Origin of the sequence: Nitrospira sp., from assembly GCA_035968315.1 — a bacterium.
In the GTDB taxonomy this organism is placed as follows: domain Bacteria; phylum Nitrospirota; class Nitrospiria; order Nitrospirales; family Nitrospiraceae; genus Nitrospira_D.
On sequence record JAVYIN010000005.1, the window covers coordinates 219002 to 239485 of the forward strand.

Sequence of the window (20484 nt, forward strand, 5' to 3'; positions counted from 1 at the left end):
CACCCATGCCGAAGACCAAGAAGATGTCTCGTGCGAAGGCCGCTCCCAAGAAAACTGTGAGACGGGCTGCGCCATCCACGGCGGAGTTGTTGTTGGAGATCGGGGTTGAAGAGCTGCCCTATCAGTTCATCAGTCCCGCGTTGGCCAGCCTGAAAGACTCTGCCGAACGGCTGCTCGCCGAACAGCGATTGACCTTCTCGGGGGTCCGCACTCTGGGCACTCCGCGGCGCTTGACGCTGGTGGTGGAAGGGCTGGCCACGCAGCAGGCCTCGGTTATGAAAGAGGCCATGGGGCCGTCAAAGACGGTGGCCTTCGATCAGGCGGGGCAGCCGACCAAAGCAGCTATGGGGTTCGCGACCGGGCAGGGGGTGGCCGTGCAGGACCTCCAGGTCCGCCAGACGCCGAAGGGCGAGTATCTCTTCGCCGTCAAGCGGGAAGAGGGGCGCCCTGCGAAAGTCGTGTTGACGGAACTCGTGCCGCAGTTGGTGGCCAAGCTGTCGTTCCCGAAAGCGATGAAATGGAATGAGGCGGGGGTGCGCTTTGCGCGTCCGGTGCGCTGGCTGGTCGTCCTCTATGGAGGAGCCGTGCTGCCCGTTGAAGCCGCCGGGATCAAGGCCGGGAATCGGACGAGGGGCCATCGGGTGCTCGGCGGGAAGCCAGGCGTGGCCGTGCGGGATTGCGCGACCTACGTGAAGGCGCTTGAAAAGCAGGGCGTGATTCCCGACCCGGCGCGCCGGCGCGCCATGATTCAGGAGCAGATCGCCACGCTCTGCAAGAAGACGGGCTTTGTCCTCAATCAGGATGAGGCGCTGCTCGATCAGGCGGTCTCCACCACAGAGTGGCCCAATGCGATCATTGGTTCGTTCAAAGACATGTATCTTGATGTGCCGGAAGAAATTCTGATCACCTCGATGAAGGAGCATCAGGGGTTCTTCTCGTTGCGGGACAAGAAAAGCGGCAAGCTGGCGGCTCATTTCATCGCGGTCACCAACAATCGCGTGAAGGATATGGGGTTGATCCGCGAAGGGAACGAACGGGTGCTCGCGGCGCGATTGGCGGATGCCAAATTTTTCTATGACGATGACCGGACGTCGCCACTGCAGGATCGTGTCGGCAAACTCGCCGGGGTGACGTTCCATCAAAAGATCGGAACGATGGGGCAGAAGCAGGAGCGGGTGGCTGCCATTGCGGCAATGCTGGCCAGGTCGGCCGGGCTCAAGGACTCCGTCGTTCAGGTGTGTGAGCGGGCCGGAACCTTGTGCAAAGCGGACCTGTTGACCGGGATTGTCGGAGAATTCCCGGAATTGCAGGGGATCATGGGCGGCTACTACGCCCGGCATGACGGAGAAGATCCGGCGGTCTGTGAGGCGATTCTTCAGCACTATCGGCCGCACTCAATGGAAGGGCCGATTCCTGAATCGATCGAAGCCCAAGTGTTGTCTCTCGCCGATCGGCTGGATAGTCTCGCCTCATTTTTTCATGTTGGAATGGTGCCGACAGGATCGGAAGATCCCTTCGCCTTGCGCCGCCATGCGACGGCGATCGTGCGCATTCTGCTGGAGGGGCTTGTGCGGGTGGACCTCGGCCGGGCGCTCGGTGAGGCCAGAGCGATTGTCGCGGCGGCGGGCTTCAAGCCTGGGGCGAACCAAGGCGATGGCCAGCAACGCCTGGTTGAATTTGTGTTCGAGCGGGTCCGGCACTATGCCCGCACGATGCACGGGTTGCGGGACGATGTGGTGAATGCCGTCGTCGGTGCGGCGGACCGCCAGTCGTTCGATCTGCGGGATCTGCTGGCCAAGATGCAGGCGTTGCACGCGGTCACCACCCGGGCCGAGTTCGATCCCTTGATCGTCGGATTCAAGCGCGCCCATCGGCTGGTGGAGAAAGAGCAGTGGGAGCGCCGTCCGGTGGACCCCTCCGTGTTTCAAGACCCTGCCGAGTCCGCGCTGCACAAGGCGGTGTCGGATGAGCGGGACAACATGGGGGCGTCGATGCGGGCGAGTGAGTATGGCAAAGCCTTGGAATCGCTGGTCCGGCTCAAGCCGGCCATCGATGCCTTCTTTGCCGCGGTGATGGTGAATGCCGAGGACCAGGCGGTGCGCAGCAACCGCCTCTCGCTGCTGAAAGCGGTGGACGAGTTCTTCATGTCGTTCGCGGACTTCTCCCAGATTGTGGTACAAGGGAGCTAGGCAGGGCATGAAGGCATGGCGCAGGATTCCCCTTCCACAGTTGGGGGTATGGCGGCAGGTGACGAGGCGTCTCGCCAGGCACGGGTGCGGCGGTTTACGATCGGCGTGACCGTCGTTCTGATTCTGGTGTGCAACGGCCTGTTCCTGTTGGGCATGCGGGTGAGCGGCGTCAATCTGGATGAGTTAGTGCGGACGCCGGATCAGTTCAATCCGCAAGCGGATGTCTGTCTGCGGTTGAGTTGGCAGCGTCTTGCGGGTGCAACTGAACCGATCCGTCTCTGTTCCGAGTGGATCAACTTGTCGGATCCGACAGGCACACCCCATGTCCTCGATACACATACAACAGTGCGTCAAGGCCCCGATGGCCGTTATTACATGGACCACGGCATCCGGGCCGACTATCGCTTGGTCTGGTGGGTGGGATTTGTGGCCGCGATCATCCTGTTTGGCATGCTGACGCGCCGCTATCTTGTCAATCGGTACCGGCTGCACCTGGAATTAGCCGCAACCAGACCATCAGTCTAGATCTCGTCAGTCGATCGCAAAGGAGAGTCAGGCGTGGCAAAGAAATACGTGTACTACTTCGGTGACGGCAAGGCGGAAGGCACCTCGAACATGAAAGAGCTGCTGGGCGGCAAGGGTGCCGGCCTGGCGGAGATGACCAACCTCGGCATTTCGGTTCCCCCTGGATTCACGATCACGACCGAAGCCTGCGTGGAATATTACAAGCTGGGGAAGAAGTATCCGCCCGGCATGTGGGAAGCGGCGCTGGCGTCACTGAAGCGGGTCGAGCGGTCGATGGGCATGGGGTTCGGCGATCCCGAGAAGCCGCTGCTCGTGTCTGTGCGGTCCGGCGCGCGCGCCTCGATGCCCGGCATGATGGATACCGTCTTAAACGTCGGCCTGACGCTGAAAACGGTCGAGGGGCTGGCCGCCAAGACGCGCAATGAACGGTTTGCCCAGGACAGCTACCGCCGGTTCATCACGATGTTCGGCAGCATCGTGATGGGCGTGCCGCGCGAACATTTCGAAGCCATTCTGAATCACAAAAAAGAAGAAATGGGTGTCGCGCACGAAACGCAATTGGACGCGGGCGCCTTGCGCGATCTCGTGGCGCGGTTCAAATCCCTCGTGAAAGAGGAGACGGGCAAAGACTTCCCGGACGATCCCAACGAGCAGCTGCGGATGGCGATCAACGCCGTGTTCTCCTCCTGGAACGGTGCACGCGCCATTACCTATCGCCGGTTGAACGGCATTCCGGACCACTGGGGGACCGCGATCAATGTGGTGGCGATGGTGTTCGGCAATATGGGCGACACCAGCGGCACCGGCGTGGCCTTCACGCGCGATCCCAACAGCGGCGAACGGAAGTTTTTCGGCGAATGTTTGATGAACGCCCAAGGTGAAGACGTGGTGGCGGGCATTCGCACGCCGCTGCCGGTGACCGAACTCGCTCGCACCGTGCCGGCCGCCTATAAAGATCTTGAGGCGACCTATAAGAAACTGGAAAAACACTACCGCGACATGCTCGACCTGGAATTCACCATCCAGGAGGGCAAGCTCTACATGCTGCAAACGCGCGTTGGGAAGCGGACCGGCATTTCGGCGGTGCGCATCGCCGTCGAGATGGTCAAGGAAGGTCTGATCTCGAAACGTGAAGCGGTGCAGCGCGTCGGGCCGGAGCAATTGTCGCAATATCTCTATCCTATTTTTGACACGGACTCAGTCTCCCGCGCGACGCCGTTGGGCAAAGGGTTGCCGGCGGGGCCCGGGGCCGCAGCAGGAAAGATTGCGTTGACGCCGGATCGTGCCGTGGAGATGAAGGCGGCTGGGGATCGCGTGGTGCTGGTCCGGGATGAAACCAGTCCCGATGATATACATGGGATGAACGCCGCGACCGGGTTTGTCACGGCGCGCGGCGGCATGACGTCGCATGCGGCGGTGGTGGCCAGGCAGATGGGCAAAGTCTGCGTGGCGGGCTGCGAGGCGGTGGAAGTCATCGATTCGCAGTCGGTCCGGATCGGCGCGAAGGTGTTTCATGAAGGCGACTATATTTCGGTGAATGGTTCGACGGGAAACGTCTATGACGGGGATATTCCCGTCATGGAGTCCGAGATCATTCAGGTGGTGCAGGGCAAGCTGGACGCGAAGAAGTCGGAGAAGTACCAGTTGTTTGCCACGATCCTGTCGTGGGCGGACAGCATGCGGACGCTCCGGGTTCGTTCCAACGCGGATGTGCCGGATCAGGCGAAGATTGCGCGGGGCTTCGGCGCCGAGGGCATCGGCCTCTGCCGCACGGAGCACATGTTCTTTGCCGAAGACCGGATTCCGATCATGCAGAAAATGATTCTGGCGCGGACCAAGGAGGAGCGGGAAAAGTTTCTCGATCAGCTCTTGCCGCTGCAGAAGGCCGACTTTATCGGGCTGTATCGTGAAATGCAGGGGTATCCGGTCACGATCCGCCTGCTCGATCCGCCGCTGCACGAGTTCCTGCCGAAGCGCGAGGATTTGATGGTCGAGATCGCGCAATTGGAATTGACGGGGAAGGATGGGGCGAAGCTGGAAGAGCAGCGCCGTCTGCTCGAGCGGGTTGAGGAGTTGCATGAATTCAATCCCATGCTGGGGCTGCGCGGATGCCGGTTGGGGATCACGATGCCGGAGATCACCAAGATGCAGGCGCGGGCCATCATCGAAGCGGCGTGCGAACTGGCGAAGGAAGGCAAGAAGATCGTGCCGGAGATCATGATCCCCCTCGTGGGCATGGTCTCCGAGATGAAATCGCAGAAGGATCTCATTCGCGAAGTGGCCCAGGAGACCATGAAGCGCTACAACGTGAAACTCTCCTATCTGGTGGGGACGATGATCGAGCTGCCGCGCGCGGCGGTGACCGCGGATCGCATCGCGCAGGAAGCGGAGTTCTTCTCGTTCGGGACCAATGACCTCACGCAAACCACGTTCGGATTCTCCCGTGACGATGCCGCCAAGTTCATCGACCATTATCGGACGGTCAAGATTATGGAGTCCGATCCTTTTGCCGTACTGGATCGCGAGGGGGTGGGGTCGTTGATGAAAATGGCCATCGCCGGCGGACGCCAGACCAGGCCCGGCATCAAGCTGGGGATTTGCGGTGAGCATGGCGGCGATCCGAGCTCCGTCGAATTCTGCCACCAGCTGGGATTGGACTATGTGAGCTGTTCGCCATTCCGTGTGGCGATTGCGCGATTGGCCGCGGCGCAGGCCGCGATTGCCGAAGGTGACGCCAAGCCGGCGGCAGCCAAGAAAGCCGCGCCGGCCCGTGCCAAGGCCACGAAATCCGTGAAGGCGGCGAAGCCTGCCAAGTCCGCGAAGCGGGCCAAGCCGGCGCCCAAGAAGTCATCTGTCAGCCGTAAGAAACGGTGACTGAGCGTACACACGATCAGCAGTACATGATGCAGGCTCTTCGGCTTGCCGAGAAGGGCCAAGGTAAGACCAGCCCCAACCCGATGGTTGGGGCTGTTGTCGTTTCGAAGGGCCGCGTCGTCGGCCAGGCCTATCACCATGCCGCGGGCCAAGCCCATGCCGAAGTGCTGGCCCTCCGCCAGGCCGGGAGTCGCGCCACAGGCGCCACGCTGTACGTCACCCTCGAGCCCTGCAGCCATCTCAAGAAGCGCACGCCGCCCTGTGTGCCGGCGGTGATTCAATCCGGCGTGCGCCGCGTGGTCGTCGCGATGGTCGATCCCAATCCACTGGTGCGCGGCAAGGGGGTCGCGCAGTTGCGCCGTGCAGGGTTGGCCGTGACGGTCGGAGTGGCCAGGCGGGAGGCGGAGACGCTCAATCGAGCCTATGGGCATTGGGTGCGCACCACACGGCCGTACGTCATCGTCAAAGCCGGGATGACCCTGGATGGACAGATTGCGACGGCCGGCGGCGAGTCGAAGTGGATTACGGGACTGCAATCGCGGCGGGAAGTCCATCAACTGCGGAGCGCCGTCGATGGGGTGATCGTGGGCATCGGCACGGTGCTGCACGATGATCCTTCGCTGACTGCGCGCAGGCCGCCCCGGTTGACCGTCCTGGCAGCCACACAACCGTGCCGCATTGTGATCGACAGCCGTCTGCGCATCCCTCGTTCGGCAAAGATCCTTACACAACAGCGTCAGGCAAAGACTATCATCGCGACCACTGACGCCGCGCCAAAGGCTCGCCTGCGGGCGCTGGAGCAATTGGGGATTGAGGTGCTGGTGCTTCCTGGCGAGCGAGGACGCGTCTCGCTGAAACAGTTTCTTGCCCTCCTCGGTCAACGCGGGATGACCTCCGTGATGGTGGAGGGAGGCGGAGAGCTGAATGCCGCGTTCCTCAACGCCAAGCTGGTGAACCATGTGCGCTTGTATGTCGCGCCGACGCTTCTGGGCGGGGCGCAATCCAAGGGCGTCATCGGCGGAGCGAGCCCGCGCCGCCTGGCCGATGCGTGGAAATTGAAACAGGTGCAAACCAGATTGTTGGGAAAGGATGTCGTCGTCGAGGGCGACCTATAATATTCCATGCCCAGGCAATCGAAGCGCGATCCTGTAGGACGGTGGCGGTGCGGCCTGCTCCTGCTCTGTATCCTCTGCCTGGCTGGTGAAGCGGTGCAGGCGGAAGAGCCTGCCCCGCAGGCCACGGATTTGGCCGCCGAGATCTTCTCGTACCTCGATGAGCCGGATGGCGCGAAGGCTGAGGCCACGCTGCAGCGTCTGCTCGCCAATCCGGATGCGACAACCGGCCTGATTACGCGCACCATTCAGACCAGCCGCGTCTATGATCCGCAGCCGGTTGGCATCATGCCGGATGAACAGGTCGTCGTTCGCGAACGGACCTATCATTATGCGTTTTCCGTCCCCCTGACCTATGAGCCGTCGAAGGCCTATGGGCTGGTGGTGTGTCTGCACGGAGCAGGCTTCACCGGAGAGGCCTATCTCGAACGGTGGCAGAGCCGGTTAGGCAACGACTATCTTCTGGTCTGCCCGACCTTCCCCGCCGGGGCCTGGTTCACCCGGCGCGCGGAGGAGCTGGTGCTCACGCTCATGCAACTGGTGCAGGCCAAGTACCACGTCGATCCGGATCGCGTCTTTCTCACCGGCATGTCGAACGGCGGCATCGGCACCTGGCTGATCGGGATGCACCATGCGCCGCGCTTCGCCGGCCTCGCGCCGATGGCGAGCGGGCTTGACGACGTGCTCATGCCGTTTCTCGCCAATCTCCGGACGACGCCGGTGTATATCATTCACGGGGCCAAGGATCAGGTGATGCCGGTCGAATTGAGCCGGACGATCTCGCGCGAGCTGGCGGCGATCGGCTATCCGCATGTGTATCGGGAGCACCAGCGCGAACATCCCATGGCCGGCGGCCATTTCTTCCCCCGAGAAGAATTGCCCGATCTCATCGCGTGGTTCAACGCCCAGCGGAGAAATCCGGTGCCCGCCACGATCACGGTGGTGCGGGAAGCCAGTCACTTTCAATCCTTCGGCTGGGGCAGGATCGACGCGACCGATGCGATCGCCGCATTTTCCGACGATCTGGTCTCCAAGCACGACGAGCTGACGAAGAAAAAGCGCTATGCCAGACTGGACGCCTCAGTGACGGCGCCCAATCGCATCGAAGTCGAAACGGGCCTGGTCCGGCGCTATACGTTGTTCTTGAACGACCAACTCGTCGATTTCTCCAAGCCGGTGACCGTGGTTACCAATAAACAGGTGTCGTTCGAGGGCATGCTCACGCCGGCGGTCGAGACGCTGCTGCGGCAGGCGCGTGCGCGCCACGATGCCCGCCAGCTCTTTCCGGTGCAGCTGGCCATTCAGGTGCCGAAGCCGGCGCCATGATCGACGCGGCCATCATGCGTTCAAGGCGAGGCGCGCCGGACTTCTGCGGCACAAGCCGAAGGAGGCGAACGTTCCCATGATCGCGTCACGCAGCTTTCTCTTGATCTGCACCGTCGGAATCTTCTGCTTCATCAGCTACAACATGGTGCGGATGCCGGTGCTGGCTTTGTTTGCCGAATCGCTGGGGGCCGGCCCGGAGCGCATCGGCTTGATCGTATCGGTTTCGACCTTGACCGGTGTGTTGCTCAAGCTCCCGTCCGGGGCCCTGTCCGATATCTATGGCCGCCGCTTTCTCTTACGGATCGGCGTCGTGGCCTTCGGCCTGCCGCCGTTTTTGTATCCTTTCATCACGGATCTGAATACCCTCACTGCGTTGCGGTTCGTGCATGGATTGGCGACAGCAATTTTCGCCCCCAGCGCGCTGGCGACCGTGGCGGAACTCTATCGCGAGCGGCGCGGGGCCGCGCTCGGCACCTATACGGCCTGCACCCAGTCAGGGGCGCTGCTCGGTCCCTTCATCGGTGGGTATCTCGTCTATGCGGCAGGATTCAATTGGTCGTTTATCACGGCCGGCGTCTTCGGCTGCGTGGCGATCGTGCTGTTTTACAGTCTGCATCTGGATGTGGCGACGCCGCGAGTGCAACAGAAGGGGATGCAGCCGCTTCTGGCCGAGATGTGGAAGGGCTTCGTCGTGGTGGCCAGGAATCGCAAAGTGCTCATCACGAGCTCCACGGACGGCGCGAAGATGATTGCCAATGGCGCGTTGATGGCCTTTCTGCCGCTCTATGGTGTGGCGGCGGGGTTGAATCCCGGCGAGGTGGGGCTCTTGTTCACCGTCCAAGCGGCGACATCGTTCTTCTCAAAGCCAATTATGGGACGGGTGTCAGACCGAATGGGGCGGCAGCCGCTGATCGTGATCGGGCTGCTGATTTGCGCGGCCACGTTCGTCTTGATGCCGCATGTTGCGCTCTTTCCCGTCTTGCTCCTGCTGTCGGCTGGGTTTGGATTCGGTGAAGCCGTGGTCTCCTCGTCTTCGTCGGCGCTGGTGGCGGATAGCTCCGAGTTCAAGACGCTGGGGGCGGGGATGGGCATGCAGGGGACGATTATGGATATCGGCCACGCGAGCGGGCCACTGTTGGCCGGTGTGCTCATCGAGCGCATGAGCTATTCCAGCGCCTTTGCGATCATCGCGGGCATCCAATTGCTGGCGGCAGCGTCGTTCTGGATCACGATGAGGAATAAATAGGCCGATGCTATAATGGCGCGGGAAATGATATGCAGGCTGTGATGGCCCTAATCCTATCGTTATGAGGAACACCTGATGTTCACCGGCATTGTGGAAGAAATGGGCGCGGTTATTTCACTGGAAAAGACGCTGGCCGGGACGAAGATGACCATTCTGGCGTCACTCGTCATGAGCGATCTCAAGATCGGCGACAGTGTGAGTGTGAGCGGGGTCTGTCTGACGGCGATCTCGAAGGGGGAAAACAATTTTACCGTCGAAGTCTCGCCGGAAACGCTCTCGGTCACGACGCTCGGCCAGTTCACCGCCGGGGCCCCGGTGAATCTCGAACGGGCGATGAAGCTCAACGAGCGCATCGGCGGCCATCTGGTGGCGGGGCACGTCGATGGTGTCGGCACGATTCGGAGCCGGCATCAGGAAGGGAACGCGATTTTCTTTACGATCGAAGCCCAACCGGAAGTGCTGCGCTACTGCGTGGTGAAAGGCTCCATCACCGTCGATGGCATCAGCCTGACGATCAACGACGTATCCGCTCACGGGTTCTCGGTCGCCATCATCCCCCATACCGCCAAAGTCACCACGCTCGGCCTCAAACAGGTCAACGATCCTGTCAATCTCGAATCCGACCTCATCGGCAAATACGTCGAACGCCTCCTCCAAGAACGCAGCCAGCTTCCGAAAACCACGCCGATCATCGATAAGGACTATCTGCAAAAGCGGGGATTGATCTGATGTCTTCAGCGGTTCTGCGTACGCTCCACGGTCACATTCTTCGGCGGCCCCTGTAATATCCATATTGTTCCCCCTCCTTCGTAAGGAGGGGCGAGGGGAGGTTGAGGTTTTGCCTGGAACGCAGGGTCAACGCGAGTGCGTGGCTTGACCTATGCCGTGTCGCGGAATAGACTGATGCCCCATGATACGGTCCTTCCGCTCAAAGGCGGCCGAGTCATTGTTTGCCGATGAAGACGTGCCGCGCTTTCGTGCGTTTGAGCGGATAGCCAGAAGGAAACTTTTAGTGTTGCACCGGGCGAAATCGCTCGATGATCTGCGTGTCCCGCCTGGAAATCGTTTGGAAGCGTTGAGCGGGAACCGAAAGGGGCAACACAGCATTCGAATCAACGACCAGTGGCGGATTTGTTTTGTGTGGGATCAGGGCGATGCCTGTGACGTTGAGATCGTGGATTATCATTGAGGTGCAGCATGGCGCGCAAACGGGTGCTTGAGCCGATTCATCCGGGAGAGATTTTGTTCGAAGATTTCATGAAGCCGATGGAGATCAGCATCAACCGGCTTGCCCGCGAGATCCACGTGTCGCCTGGGCGGATCAGCGCGATCGTCAACGGAAAGCGCGCTATCACGGCTGATACGGCGCTTCGGTTGAGCCGCTATTTGGGAACGTCGTCGGATCTCTGGATGGGGCTTCAAAGTGAGTTCGATCTGCGTGTGGCGAAGCGGGCCGTCGGGGAAGAAATCGAGCGGTGCATTCAGCAGCACGTGGCATGATTGGCTCCCTGTGGGGCGTCGTGAGGTTTCACGGCGTGTTGTACGGGCAGCAATGGCGGATCCGGCTCTTATGCGGATTGGCCTAAACTCTTTTGGACAACTAGCCCCATTTGGGGAGATGGAATCTGTAATGTTTTACTCGCGAAGAATCAACTCAGAAACACAGAAGGTTGAAGTCTGGGAATGTGAGTGGTCAAACAAGGGTACCGGAATGGCAAAGAAAGATTTTCTTCGCAAGATCGGTGACGAAGAGGATTTCGACTTTCATCAAGATGCCTATGGTGCTGCTGATGCTGTGTGCTGGGCTCCTGGCAGAACAATAGGCAATATAGCTGTTAGTTCAGAAGAAGCCTTCGGGATGTTTGTGGAAAAGGCTGGAAATGACGCGGTGCTCCCTTGCCAAATAATTCCGTCTGGAAAGTTCCGAAACGGCGCCAAACGCTGGTACTGCAAAACACATCAAATTCACTGGGGCGTAAAGGCAGATTACGCGGCCGCCTCAGAATCTGGAGAAGTTTTATGCAGCAACCATCTTGCAAAGATGAGCTACGTTATCGATCCGCTCGAGATTGAGTTCAAGGATTTCGAAGAGATTGGCATTTGGTGCTCTCTCCCTCCGGCACTATCAAGTGAAAGCATATCCAAGAGAGCTCCGAAGATTCATGTTCACAAGAGATTCAGCAGTAACTCCAATAAAGTTTTAGACAAGGACTTTGATGCTATCGTTTGTTCTTATAACGAAGACATGGGGCTGTTTGACAATCCTGAAATCACGAAGATTCAAGTTACGCCACCCGCGGCATTTGAATTCGTTCGCTCCCTTGAGGAGGGACGTGAAATGTCTTGTGTCACTTGCAAGAAATGTGGCTACCCGCACTTAGATTTAGGCGACTTCGCCATAAGCCCACACAAGAAACACTTCTGTGGCAACTGCGGTAACGATAGTATTTGGACTCCAGAACCGATTGTCTCCACGCCACTGAAACCACTGCATGATCGGTTTAGTAACAGCAACACCTATGTTGTCCCGGATCGAGCGTTCAACCTTGATGACTATGCAGGATTTGAGTATGAACTGTGGTCGTCAACACCGGCCGTGCTATGGACAGCCAATCGGCCCCAGGAAAAAGGAATTCATGTGCATGTGTATGAGAAGGGGCGTCGAGTTGTCGATGACACATTTGGCACGGTGGTCTATCATGGTAAGCCACTCGATCGGGATTCAATGTGGCAAAACATGGTTCAAAACACGTTGTACTGAAGTTGCCTAACAATACAGTGTATCCGGCGCCCGCAATCGAGTGTGGCTGATTGTGAACGTTAGGCCACATCCAGGCATGGTGACTCGATGGCTCAGATAACACGGTCTCAGAGATTCCTCCAGAAGGCTGAGGCTGCCTTGGTCGCAGCCATTGAGATCTACAACAAACCTGACTTTCGTTACCGTGAAGAGTCCTTCGCCATTCTGGTCCTCAATGCATGGGAGCTCCTACTCAAAGCCAAGCTTCTCACTGAACACTCCAATGATCCCAAGTGCCTTTACGTCTATGAGGCGCGGGCAAGCAAGAAGGGAAAGCCGACGAAGAAGCGCTACAAGAAGCGCAACAGGGCCGGTAACTGCCAAACCTTGGGTCTGGGGCAATGCGTCGTTGCACTGGAGAAACGCGGCACAGCACTAGCCCCTGGTGTCAAAAAGAATCTCGACGCAATCTCAGAGGTTCGCGATAATGCCGTCCACTTCATCGCCGCCGGGCCTCTTCTAGCCAAGCAGGTCTTTGAGTTCGGTACTGCGGCTGTCGCAAACTTCCTTCGTCTAGCGCGCGAGTGGTTTGCCTACGATTTGTCCAAATATCACCTCTATCTCATGCCCATCGGGTTTGTTGCGCCACCTCGCGATGCGGAGAGCATTGTTGTCAGTAGCGATGAAGCCCTATTGATTCGATACCTTTCGGCCTTGGCAGCAGCCACCGAGGTCGCTGATGACGATCCATATCAAATTGCACTCACCCTGAATCTTCGGATGAAGCGCACCAACGCCACTACTGGGCTTAGAGTGGCGATTACCGACGACCCTGACGCTCCGAAAGTCTTCCTGAAGGACGAGGTGTTTAAGGCCCGCTATCCCTGGACATACAACCAGCTTACTGCGAAGCTTCGGAAGCGCTATTCCGACTTCAAGGTTACGAACAAGTATCATGTCGCCCGCAGGGCTCTGATGGCCGATGCTAAGTACTGCATGTCTCGCTTCTTGGACCCAGACAATCCAAAGAGCGCACGACAAGACTTCTTCAGCCCTCATGTGTTTGAGGAGTTTGACAAACGCTACACTCTTCGCAAAGGTGTGGCCTAACCTGCGCATGATGGCAGGAAATGGAAGCCCGGTTTCAGGCTAGAAAAGAAAATGTACCGGGAGTCTTTTCTTGGCGTCACGGCCTTGGATACGGCGCTGTCCATTGAGGATATGGATGTTCCAGGATTCAGACTGCATCCCTTGAAAGGCTTGGAGCGCGGCCGATGGTCTGTATGGGTAAATGGAAACTGGCGTGTAACATTCAAGTTCAAAGACGGACACGCCTACATCTTGGATTATGAGGACTACCACTAATGGCTATGCACAATCCTCCCCATCCCGGTGAGTTCATTGTCCAGGTCTATCTGGAACCCAATAACCTGAGCGGGCGCGAACTGGCCGGGAAGCTCAGTGTGGCTGCTTCAACGCTGAATCGCATTCTTACTGGTGCGAGCCGTATCAGCCCTGACATGGCGTTACGCCTTTCCAAGGCTCTTGGCCGTTCTCCGGAGAGTTGGCTCGCCATGCAGTCCAACTATGATCTTTGGCAAGCCATGCAGCATGTGAAACTCGGCAAAGTTGAGAAAGTCCGGCTCACAGCGGCCTAATCGGATAATGGGGAGTCTCTCTTGGGTGTGTAATTCTGAAACGATTCCTGCCTCTTTGTGTTCTCCCTGTTCTTAGCGCGGTGTTCGGCTAAGAACAGGGCTCCAGATTTAAGCAGTTATTTCACTAAGAACGGTTTCGAGTCTTCGCCGGACGCGGTTGTGACCGTGAGGATGGCCATCCCTTTCCGTCCGCCGCTTGGAACGGTGGTCGTAATCGTGTTGGCGTTTTCCAGTTTGAATGTGGCGGTGCGACCGGGGCCGAAGGAGACGGTGCGCACACATTCCGCGACGCCGAAGTTGGTACCGGTCAAGGTCACCTTGTCTCCGGCCTTTCCTTCATCCGGACTGACGATGGTGATTGTCGGGGCGATTCCGAAACAGGCAGGAGCCTTTCCGGCGGTTTCGGCGCTCTGGTAGGTGGGTTTTCCGGCTGAGCCTTTCGGGGCTCCCGTCGCCGTCTTGCTCTTTCCGGATGATTTCTTGGATTCCGCGAAGGCGCTGGTTCCGCTTACGATGACGAGCAGTCCCAGGATGAGGCTCAGGCATAGGACTCTCCCATCAGTGCGATTCTTCATGTCGATCTCCTCATGTGTGTGACGGCTGATACTCGTCAGCCGCCGGTGCAGGTCACGGAGTGATGGCCGCGCTTGTGGCGGCGGGACGGAACGGCTAAGGCACCAGTTGTTTCAACTGGTGTTCGATGCGGGCTTGGAGTGCTGACTGATGGCCTGTCTGCGGGACGAGGGCGAGGGCTTCTCGATAGACGTGGGCCGCCTCGGTCGTTCGCCCGCTGGCCTGGAGTGTCTCAGCATACTCGACATGGAGGGTTGGGTCCATATTTTGTGAGCGCAGCGCCTCTTGGTATTCGGCGATCGCTCCGGGAAGGTCGCCGGATCGTTTCAGTGCCAGGGCGAGGTTGCGGCGCGCGCGCAGGTGTCCCGGTTCGGTGGTCAGCGCGGCGCGATATTCGGTGATGGCCTGGGTGAGGGCGCCTTGCTCGTAGTAGATGTTGCCCAAGGTGGTATGGGCTCCGGCATGGCCGGGGTCCTGCTTGAGGAGCAGTTCGAAGTGGCGCTTGGCCCAGTCCTGGTCGCCGGTTTTGCGAAAGGCCAGGCCGATGTTGAAGCGGGCCGCGATATGGTTGGGGTTGAGGCTCAAGACCGCGTACAAGGCCCGAATGGCGGCACTGTAATTGTTGAGCTGGCCGTAGAGAATGCCGAGGCGAAAATGGCTTTCGAGATGGGCAGGAGACTGTTTGACGATGGTCTCATACTCTTGAATGGCACCATCACGATCGTGGGTTTCTTCGAGCGTCGTCGCCAGGAGGTAGCGCGCCTCCGTCAGGCTGGGTTGGCGTTCGAGCACCTGCCGTACCGTTGCAATCACGCCGTTCAGATCTCCTTGCGCCCGCAGGGCTTGCGCCTGGCGCAGCAATGTGGCGGCGGCTTCCTGTGGTGTGGGTTGGTGTATCTGGGCTGATTGTTTGGCGGCGAGCTGGTTCCCCGCCAGAACATCGGTGGCGGACAAGGCGCAGAGCCCGGTCAGGAGCAGGCAGACAGTCGGGAGACGCCGGTTGTGTGTAGGGCAATGAGGTAGACGCGACATGGGTCGAATGAGAGACATGAAGACCTTGATGGGGTGGTGTTCTTGCGGCTGAGTGATGAGTGAAACAGGAGCCGGCCCGAGGCGGGCCGGCTCCGATGCACTGACACGTGGCTGGTGGCAAGACGCGGTTATTCTTCGATGGTCGAAATATCTCCGGGGTCCTGGCCCAATTCTTTGGCCTTGAGCACGCGCCGCATGATCTTGCCGGAGCGGGTTTTGGGCAGGGATTGGACGATGTCGATTTCCGAGGGGACGCCGATTTTCCCCAGCTCGGCCTTGACCTGATCCTTGATTGCCTGGATCAGTTCCGGGCTCTCGGTCTCGCCCTGCTTCAGGATGATGAAGGCCTTGATGGACTCGCCGACGGTCTTGTGCGGCTTGCCGATCACGGCTGCTTCGGCCACGGCATGGTGGCTGACCAGGGCGCTCTCGACTTCCGCCGTGCCCAGCCGGTTTCCCGCGACTTTGATCACGTCGTCGGCGCGGCCCATGAACCACATGTAGCCATCGGCATCCTTGTGGCACACGTCGCCGGCGGTGTAGCAGTTGGGGATGGTATTCCAGTAGGTCTTGTATCGTTCCGGATCCTTGTAAATGGTCCGCATCATGGAGGGCCAGGGCTTCTTAATGACGGCGAATCCGCCGACGTTGGCCGGGAGGCTGTGGCCTTCGCGATCCACCACATCGGCTTCAATGCCGAGGAACGGGCGCGTGGCCGAGCCGGGCTTCAGCGGGACGGTCGGCAGAGGGGTGATGAGAATGGATCCGGTTTCTGTCTGCCACCAGGTGTCCATGATCGGCTTGTCCCCGCCGGTGACACGATGGAACCATTCCCAGGCTTCGGGATTGATCGGCTCGCCGACGCTGCCAAGAATGCGCAGGGTCGAGAGGTCGAACTTCTTCGGCCAGTCTTCTCCGTAGCGCATGAGGAGGCGAATGGCGGTGGGGGTGGTATAGAAAATCGAGACGCCGTAGCGCTCGATCAAATCCCACCAGCGGCCGGGATTGGGATAGTCCGGCTTGCCTTCCGCGGTCAGGATCGTCGCGCCGTTCAAGAGCGGGCCATAGACGATATAGCTGTGGCCGGTGACCCAGCCCGGATCGGCGACGCAGAAATACACATCATCGTCCTTCAGATCGAAGACATACTTTGCGGTGATGTAGGTGCCCACCATGTAGCCGCCGTGGACGTGCACGACGCCTTTGGGTTTTCCGGTGGTGCCGGAGGTGTAGAGGATGTAGAGCGGATCTTCGGCGTCTAGCTTGGCGGCCTCACATTCCGGTTTTTCATTTTTGAGCCAGTCGTGCCAATCGATTTCCTTGGGGGAGGCCAGCGCGATCTCCGGTTTCTGCCGGCGGACGACGACAACGCGCTCGACGGTGGGGCAGGTCTTCAGGGCTTCATCGACCACCGGCTTGAGCGGGATGACCTTGCCCCGGTCGTAGCCCACATCGGCGGTGATGACGAGATGCGCTTCGGCATCGCGAATCCGGCTGGCCAACGCCGGGGCGCTGAAGCCGGAGTACACGACGCTATGGATGGCGCCGATGCGCGCGCAGGCCAGCATGGCAACGATCTGCTCGGGAATTTTCGGGAGATAGATGGTGACGCGATCGCCTTTTTTCAGTCCCATCTTTTTCAGGGCATTGGCGCAGCGGCAGACTTCGCGATAGAGCTGTCCGTAGGTGAACACGCGTTCGGTGTCGTTTTCGCCGACCCAGATGACGGCCACTTTGTTTTTGCGGCCGCCCTTCACGTGGCGATCGAGACAGTTGTAGGAAATGTTGCAGGTCGCCCCGACAAACCACTTGGCCAGCGGGTAGTTCCATTCCAGAACCCTGCTCCAGGGTGTGAACCAGTCGAGCTCTTTCGCCACACCGCTCCAGAAGGCTTCCGGATCGGCGATCGACTGTTTGTAGGCGGCTTCGTAGTCTTGAATATGGGCGGCGGCTTTGGTCTTGTCGGTCGGCTGGTAGGTCCGGCTTTCTTTTAAGAGGGTCTCGATGTCTTCACTCATGACGCGTCTACCTCCTCAGTCGCGTGATACGAAAGGATCCGGCCAATTATGGAGAAAGGTGGGCGTCCCTGCAACCCTTCATCGCCGGTGGTTTCGCCGGGGCAGGGCTGATTTCTTGACAGCCGTAATCGCGGAGGGGTAGTCTGACTCGGAGCCGGTCATGTCAATGTCTCTTCGACTGATTTCACGTCTATCTCTGCGAATGGCACGCGCGATGGCGCTTGTGTTCGCATGGTCGTTTCTCACCGCCGCCGGTGTTGAGCCCGTCCATGCCCAATTGGGGAAGCCCGAGGGGCTCTATTACAAGTCTTGGGCGGTCGTCATCGGTGTTGAAAACTATCTCTTGGCTCCGCCGATTCCCGGTGTGGTGAACGATGCCAAGACCGTGGCTCAGGCGTTTCGCCAAATGGGGTTTGACGATGTCCTTGAAGTGTATGACAAGGACGCCAGTTTCAGGCACCTTCAGCAGGTGTTCACGAATTTCCTTCCCCGGAAGGTCGGGCGGATGGATCGGCTGGTGGTCTTTTTTGCCGGTCATGCCGGAGTCACGCTGGATGCCGACGGGAAAGAACTCGGCTATCTCGTGCCGTGGGATGCGCAGGTGAATAATGTCGCCAAGTCGGTGACCTTCGAGCAGCTCAAGGAATTCACCCGCCGGTCGGCGTCCAAGCATACGTTGCTCATTATCGACGCGGGGGTCCGCGGGTGGGAAACCACCGCAGCGCAACAGCTCTCTCTGGAGGGCCGGTTATCGCCGGAGGCGGATACGGAACGGCGCGCGGCGCAAGTGATTACGGCGGGGGACAAAGGCGAGGTCTCGCTTCGTCCCGGGGGGAAGAGTCTCTTTACGGCGTCGGTGCTGGCTGGGTTGCAGGGGGCGGCCGATCTCAATAAGAACGGGTGGTTGATGGCCTCCGAGCTCGGGGCCTATCTGGAGAAGGAAGTTACGAGTGCCTCGCAAGGCCAGCAGCATCCGATCAGTGCCAGGCTCGATGGCGATGGGGATACAGTGCTGATCGAAGGACGCAAGGCGGCCTTTACTCTTGGCACGGGGCCCCAGACCCCAGCGGAGCGGCAGCAAGCCGCCAGGGCGCAGTATGAACAGGCCTTTGCGCTGCTTCAGGAAGGGAAGCGGACGGAGGAGGCGCTGGAGCGGTTGAATCGCGCGATTGAGTACAATCCGGCGTTTGGGAATGCCTATGTGCTCAAGAGCTATCTTCGGTTGGAGGTGCTCCCGAACCTGGATGAAGCGCTTGTCACCGGGCAGCTTGCCGTTCAACACGCGCCGGACAATCCGGATTCGCACTACACGCTCGGGCTGATCTATGAAAAGCGGGGCAGCTTCGCGGAGGCGGAACAGGCGATGTTGCAGGCGCTCAAGGTGAATGCCGGGTATCAGGACGTCTATTTCTCCCTCGGGACGCTGTACGCCGATCATCTCAAGGATCAGCCCAAAGCCGTCGAGGCGTTTCGCCGTTACCTGGAGTTGGGCGGAAGCGACTCACGTGCGAAATCAGTGGTCACTGAGGCCGATGCTGCCTCGAAACGCTAGTCCTTTCCTCCGCCCTTCAGATAGCCCAATCCAATCTTCAATGCGCGCCTGGTGATCTCGGCCCAGCGGACTTGCGGGTATTCCGCGAGCACGGCGGCGGTCTTGGGATCTTGAATGTCGAGATTGGCGATCTTAATGATGCCGTCTTCTATCTGAACGTCTGCCACGGTGAATGCCTCCCCTTGTGAGCGCCTGTCGTTGTGGATCTCGTCGTTGCGGCGCAGAGAAACGTCCTCTCTGCGTCAACCGTACCGGAGCCGTTGCGTTGACGGATCTGGAGACGCATGTTAGCATGAATTCACGTAAATTCTCGACTTGCTGACGTGCACGGATTCACTATCTTTCGTGACGAAGGAGGATCGGATGGCTACAGCACAGGCACATGTGACGAGACTGGCCGGTATCGGATTGGCCATGGCGCTCTTGATGGGACTCGCCGCCTGTGGTGGTCCGCCAAACTGGGTGCAGAAAGGATCCGGCGCGTTCAATGAAAAGGACAGCAAGGCCTTCTATGGAGTCGGTTCGGTCGTCGGCGTGCGGAATGAGCCGCTGGCCTGGGATGCGGCGGAGAATCGCGCGCGCGCCGAGATCGCGAAGACCTTCGAAACCTACACGGGCTATCTGATGCGGGATTATGCCGCCTCAACCACGGCCGGTGATTTTACCCGCAACACGGAAGAGCAAAATGTCGAGCGGGCCATCAAGACCGTGACCACCGCGACGCTCAGCGGTGTGCGTCCGATCGATCGCTACAAGGACGAAAAGACGAACACCTACTACGTGCTGACCAAATTGAGCTTGGAAGATATGAAGAACAATCTGGAGCAGGCCAAGGAGCTCAACGCGCAGGTCCGCGATTTTGTCAGGAAGAATGCCGACAAGATGTTCGATCGGCTCGAGAAAGAAGAAGATAAGCGGATGAACCGGTAACGCAGGCTCAGAAGGTCAAACGTGCGGGACGTGTGTTTCTTGGAGGGACAGGCGTGATGGGAACGAGGCGCGGATGGCTGGGTGTCATGGCGGCGGTGGGGCTCATCCTGTCCGGATGCGGACAGGAAACGAAAATCACGCGAGTCGATGCCGGGGTCGTGACCGACTTGAGCGGGCGATGGAACGATACGGATTCCCGCATGGTGGCGGAAACCATGGTCAAGGAAGCGCTCGGCTATCCCTGGCTGGGCAACTTTACGCAAGGGAAGCATCGCCAGCCGGTGGTGGTGGTGGGGACTATCCTGAATAGCAGCCACGAGCACATCAGCGTCCAGACCTTTGTGACGGATCTGGAGCGTGAATTGACCAACTCCCAGAAAGTGACCTTCGTGGCGGGGAAGGGCGAGCGGGACGAACTGCGCACCGAGCGAAAAGAACAGGCGATGTATGCCCGCGAGGATACGCAAAAGGCTCCCGGCAAAGAGATCGGCGCCGATTACATGATGAAGGGCACGATCTCGACCATTCTCGATGAAGCCGATGGCACCAAGGCGGTGTTTTACCAGATCGACTTGCAGATGGTGGATCTGGAAAGCAATGCCAAGGTCTGGTACGGACAAAAGAAGATCAAGAAAGTCATCGAGAAGAAACGCACGATATTCTAGGCACCCGCGGATTCCGTTGAGCTCTCTCCTCTCACGCTCTGCCC

At 59.3% G+C, this 20484-nt stretch carries 19 protein-coding genes; 15 read left to right on the forward strand and 4 right to left on the reverse strand.

Annotation, left to right across the window (positions count from 1 at the left end):
- Positions 1-5 precede the first annotated feature (5 nt).
- The 12 genes from glyS to RI101_04700 all read left to right on the forward strand — a co-directional run bounded on the left by glyS (position 6) and on the right by RI101_04700 (position 13670).
- Complete coding sequence (gene glyS / locus RI101_04645; protein MEC4889330.1) at positions 6-2189, forward strand: glycine--tRNA ligase subunit beta; 2184 nt, start codon at positions 6-8, stop codon at positions 2187-2189.
- 48 nt (positions 2190-2237) lie between these two features.
- Positions 2238-2714, forward strand: coding sequence for a hypothetical protein (locus RI101_04650; protein ID MEC4889331.1), 477 nt, complete (start codon positions 2238-2240; stop codon positions 2712-2714).
- A 33-nt stretch (positions 2715-2747) separates the two neighbouring features.
- Complete coding sequence (ppdK, locus tag RI101_04655) at positions 2748-5588, forward strand: pyruvate, phosphate dikinase (GenBank protein MEC4889332.1); 2841 nt, start codon at positions 2748-2750, stop codon at positions 5586-5588.
- Positions 5585-6703, forward strand: a complete 1119-nt coding sequence (ribD, locus tag RI101_04660; protein MEC4889333.1) for a bifunctional diaminohydroxyphosphoribosylaminopyrimidine deaminase/5-amino-6-(5-phosphoribosylamino)uracil reductase RibD — start codon at positions 5585-5587, stop codon at positions 6701-6703. Before ppdK ends, ribD begins: the two co-directional genes overlap by 4 nt.
- A 6-nt stretch (positions 6704-6709) precedes the next feature.
- Positions 6710-8026 (forward strand): hypothetical protein, encoded by a 1317-nt coding sequence (locus tag RI101_04665; protein ID MEC4889334.1) that lies wholly within the window; start codon positions 6710-6712, stop codon positions 8024-8026.
- Positions 8027-8102: 76 nt separating this feature from the next.
- The gene (locus tag RI101_04670) at positions 8103-9272 is read left to right on the forward strand and encodes an MFS transporter (protein ID MEC4889335.1); all 1170 of its coding nucleotides are present in this window, start codon (positions 8103-8105) and stop codon (positions 9270-9272) included.
- Positions 9273-9347: 75 nt separating this feature from the next.
- A complete protein-coding gene (locus tag RI101_04675) occupies positions 9348-10001 on the forward strand; it encodes a riboflavin synthase (GenBank protein MEC4889336.1) in 654 nt (217 codons plus the stop codon).
- 181 nt (positions 10002-10182) lie between these two features.
- Positions 10183-10461, forward strand: a complete 279-nt coding sequence (locus tag RI101_04680; protein MEC4889337.1) for a type II toxin-antitoxin system RelE/ParE family toxin — start codon at positions 10183-10185, stop codon at positions 10459-10461.
- 8 nt (positions 10462-10469) lie between these two features.
- Positions 10470-10772: a HigA family addiction module antitoxin gene (locus RI101_04685; protein MEC4889338.1), complete on the forward strand. Its 303-nt coding sequence runs from the start codon at positions 10470-10472 to the stop codon at positions 10770-10772.
- Between the two features lie 211 nt (positions 10773-10983).
- Positions 10984-12033, forward strand: coding sequence for a hypothetical protein (locus RI101_04690; GenBank protein ID MEC4889339.1), 1050 nt, complete (start codon positions 10984-10986; stop codon positions 12031-12033).
- Between the two features lie 138 nt (positions 12034-12171).
- On the forward strand, positions 12172-13122 hold the full coding sequence (locus RI101_04695; GenBank protein ID MEC4889340.1) for a DUF3644 domain-containing protein: 951 nt from the start codon (positions 12172-12174) through the stop codon (positions 13120-13122).
- A gap of 254 nt (positions 13123-13376) precedes the next feature.
- Positions 13377-13670, forward strand: a complete 294-nt coding sequence (locus RI101_04700) for a HigA family addiction module antitoxin (protein MEC4889341.1) — start codon at positions 13377-13379, stop codon at positions 13668-13670.
- Between the two features lie 116 nt (positions 13671-13786).
- Here RI101_04700 and RI101_04705 read toward each other — a convergent pair whose 3' ends face one another.
- The 3 genes from RI101_04705 to acs form a co-directional block, all read right to left on the reverse strand.
- Positions 13787-14245, reverse strand: a complete 459-nt coding sequence (locus RI101_04705; protein ID MEC4889342.1) for an IPT/TIG domain-containing protein — start codon at positions 14243-14245, stop codon at positions 13787-13789.
- A gap of 94 nt (positions 14246-14339) precedes the next feature.
- Entirely contained in the window at positions 14340-15275 is a 936-nt protein-coding gene (locus tag RI101_04710) for a tetratricopeptide repeat protein (GenBank protein ID MEC4889343.1), read from the reverse strand.
- A 128-nt stretch (positions 15276-15403) separates the two neighbouring features.
- Positions 15404-17293 carry an acetate--CoA ligase gene (gene acs / locus RI101_04715; GenBank protein MEC4889344.1) on the reverse strand — a complete coding sequence of 630 codons (1890 nt, stop codon included), beginning with the start codon at positions 17291-17293 and terminating at the stop codon, positions 15404-15406.
- Between the two features lie 214 nt (positions 17294-17507).
- Between acs and RI101_04720 the strand changes: the two genes are divergently transcribed.
- Positions 17508-18845: a caspase family protein gene (locus RI101_04720; protein ID MEC4889345.1), complete on the forward strand. Its 1338-nt coding sequence runs from the start codon at positions 17508-17510 to the stop codon at positions 18843-18845.
- Here RI101_04720 and RI101_04725 read toward each other — a convergent pair.
- Positions 18842-19012, reverse strand: coding sequence for a hypothetical protein (locus RI101_04725; GenBank protein MEC4889346.1), 171 nt, complete (start codon positions 19010-19012; stop codon positions 18842-18844). The genes RI101_04720 and RI101_04725 overlap by 4 nt on opposite strands.
- Positions 19013-19208: 196 nt before the next feature.
- Between RI101_04725 and RI101_04730 the strand changes: the two genes are divergently transcribed.
- Positions 19209-19775, forward strand: a complete 567-nt coding sequence (locus RI101_04730; protein ID MEC4889347.1) for a hypothetical protein — start codon at positions 19209-19211, stop codon at positions 19773-19775.
- A 56-nt stretch (positions 19776-19831) separates the two neighbouring features.
- Positions 19832-20440, forward strand: coding sequence for a penicillin-binding protein activator LpoB (locus RI101_04735; GenBank protein MEC4889348.1), 609 nt, complete (start codon positions 19832-19834; stop codon positions 20438-20440).
- Positions 20441-20484 lie beyond the last annotated feature (44 nt).